Consider the following 572-nt stretch of genomic DNA (forward strand, 5'->3'; position numbering starts at 1 on the left):
TCGCTATCGGTGCCGGTATTGCCTGCGGAGTCTGTCACACTGACATTGACTGTGTACTCGCCTTCGATAATCGCATTACTGGCCTCCACGGACCAATTGCCTGCGCCATCCGTTGTTGCTGTCGCACTTTGTACTGCGCCATTGGCCGCGATGATTGTAACGTTCACTTGCGTACCCGCTGGCACCCCACTGCTTTGGCCACTGATGAGCGGAGTAACATCACTGCTATCTGCCAGCGCATTCACGCTAATAACCGGCGCGGTGACATCAACTAACCCGTTCACACTCGCACTGGCTGGGTTCCCCGCTTGATCTGATACACTTGCAGTAACCGTATAAGTGCCTTCTGCTAATGCATCCAGCGCCGGCACTGACCATGTGCCTGATGGTGTCATTTGCGTAGTGACTGTGTGTGAATTACCCGCGGCATCATTAAACACCAGCGTAACTATGCTGCCCTGTGGCGCACTGGCGGTGCCACTGATGGTAGGCGTGGTATCGTTACTGTCGGCTGGCGGATTAATACTGATATCCGGCATGGTGGTATCAATGATCCCAGTGACGCTGGCGGT

The 572-nt window shown here is 54.7% G+C and carries 1 protein-coding gene; it reads right to left on the minus strand.

Translation table 11 applies throughout. From position 1 onward, the window contains the following. On the minus strand, positions 1 to 572 hold a 572-nt coding region (locus H5158_RS22755; protein ID WP_182719769.1), incomplete at both ends, for an Ig-like domain-containing protein.

Source organism: Pseudoalteromonas sp. SR45-6 (genome assembly GCF_014163545.1).
GTDB classification, from domain to species: Bacteria; Pseudomonadota; Gammaproteobacteria; order Enterobacterales; family Alteromonadaceae; genus Pseudoalteromonas; species Pseudoalteromonas rhizosphaerae.